This is a genomic window from Caldisericia bacterium (assembly GCA_021158845.1).
Lineage (GTDB): Bacteria > Caldisericota > Caldisericia > B22-G15 > B22-G15 > B22-G15.
This window is the reverse complement of record JAGGSY010000166.1, coordinates 1-1891: the sequence shown is the minus strand read 5'-3', so window position 1 is coordinate 1891 and position 1891 is coordinate 1. Positions and strand designations below refer to the sequence as shown.

General features: G+C 29.7%; 3 protein-coding genes. All 3 read left to right on the top strand.

Annotated elements, in window-relative coordinates:
• Positions 1-44 precede the first annotated feature (44 nt).
• From J7J33_05970 to J7J33_05960, 3 genes are read left to right on the top strand one after another with little or no spacing between them, the layout of a single operon-like run.
• On the top strand, positions 45-239 hold the full coding sequence (locus tag J7J33_05970; GenBank protein ID MCD6168826.1) for a hypothetical protein: 195 nt from the start codon (positions 45-47) through the stop codon (positions 237-239).
• Positions 240-241: 2 nt separating this feature from the next.
• Entirely contained in the window at positions 242-1039 is a 798-nt protein-coding gene (locus J7J33_05965; GenBank protein ID MCD6168825.1) for a site-specific DNA-methyltransferase, read from the top strand.
• A 1-nt stretch (position 1040) separates the two neighbouring features.
• The gene (locus J7J33_05960) at positions 1041-1664 is read left to right on the top strand and encodes a hypothetical protein (protein MCD6168824.1); all 624 of its coding nucleotides are present in this window, start codon (positions 1041-1043) and stop codon (positions 1662-1664) included.
• Positions 1665-1891: the final 227 nt, after the last annotated feature.

Sequence of the window (1891 nt, the reverse complement as noted above, 5' to 3'; positions counted from 1 at the left end):
GTATATGTGTGGAGAAGGAGGAAAAATGAAAGAGAAGTTAAAAATTGGAAGTAAAAGGGGAAACAACAAATGAGGTAATGCTTTGCAAGCTGCCAGGTGAAAGGGCAATCGAAAGAAAAATTAGCACTAAGGAAATATTAAAAGCTATTGATAAAGAGATATATAAAATCTACAATTTAACTAATGAAGAAATTAACCTAAAAAAAAATAGAACCTATTATTTAAAAAAAGCAGGGTAATAATGAAAAAAAAGTTAAATGATTTAGATGGAAGAACATGGTTACAGTATTCCTTCAGCATCTGGCGTGATATCCGCAAAACATCTGAAATAAAACTTAAACATCCTGCTATGTTTCCTGTTGCGTTGACATCAAGATTGATAAAAATATTCACTCATAAAGGGGATGCAGTGCTTGATCCTTTCATGGGTTGCGGAAGTACAGTAATAGCTGCTGCTTTAGAAGGGAGAAAAGGAATAGGTTTGGATTTATCAAAAGAATATTATGAGATTACTAAGAAGAGAATTTATAATTTAGGACTTAAAAAATTGGAAAAAGATTATATTGAGCCAGAAATTTATAATAACGATGCTAGAAATCTTCTTAATTATATTGATGAAAACTCAGTTGATCTTTGTATTACATCCCCACCATATTGGGACATACTTAATAGACCAAGAACTGCTGATAAGAAACAGATTAGAAAATATAGTGATTCTGAAAGAGACCTCGGAAATATTTCTGATTATGAAAAATTTCTAAATGAACTTAAGGGAATATTTAATCTTGTCTATAGATCTTTAAAAAATAGAGGATTTTGTATAGTTGTAGTTATGGATATCAGAAAGAAAAATAAGTTTTATCCATTCCATTCTGATTTGGCAAATAAAATGGTAGAAATCGGCTTTTCCTTCGAAGACATCATCATTTGGGATAGGCAGCATGAATACAATAACATGAGACCCTTAGGATATCCATATGCATTTAGAGTCAATAAGATCCATGAATATATTTTAATTTTTAGAAAGTTGGATGGTTGAAATGAGTTTTAAAGAAAGAAATAAAATAGCAAAAAAGTTTGAGAATTTAATGGATGATTTGCTGAAAGAAATAGGTTTTAAGACTGTTAATATATCATATGAAGAAAAATTCCCCAAAGAAATAAGAGAAAAATTAAGATTTTTATATGATGTTCCAGAAGTTTTGTTTGTAAGATTCCAACCAGATAGATTCGCATATTTAAATGAAAAAGAAACATTTCTAGTTGAATATAAAATTTGTAATACTCCTATAAAATTCTCCAGTAGGGTTGAACATTTAAAGAAGATTTCAAATGATAAAACTTTGAACAAATCAAATGTTGGAGCCATAGAAGCAACAGCATACCATCACTATGTGAAATTAGCAAAAACTTTTAATTTGCGATTTATCCTAATTATTTATTCTAGATTTCATCCAAACCGCATAGTGGCAGACTATGTAAATAATATCAGAATAAAAAATGAATCAGAAGTAATATATGGAACAGGCAACGCCAGTCGTACTCCTTATGTAAACGTTAATTTAGACGAATTTGAACCTTTAAATGTTTTTCTTCAAAATAAATTCGGAATTATTATTGAAAAAAAAACATATAGAAAAATATTAAAAGAAATGGAAAGATGAAGAAGGGGTAGAAGAACCTACTCAAAATCTTACAAAGCTTTTTCGGGCAATAAAAATTGCCTAGTTCCTCAAAGATTTTCGTGTATATCAATCCCTTTATGCTAATATCAAGAAAATAGAGAAAAATCCCTAAAGCGTTTCCTGTTCTGTGAAAACGCTTTTTAAACAAAAAAAGGAGGTACGTTATGGCAGAAAAACAAAAGAAGCAACAGACACAGGGCAATGGT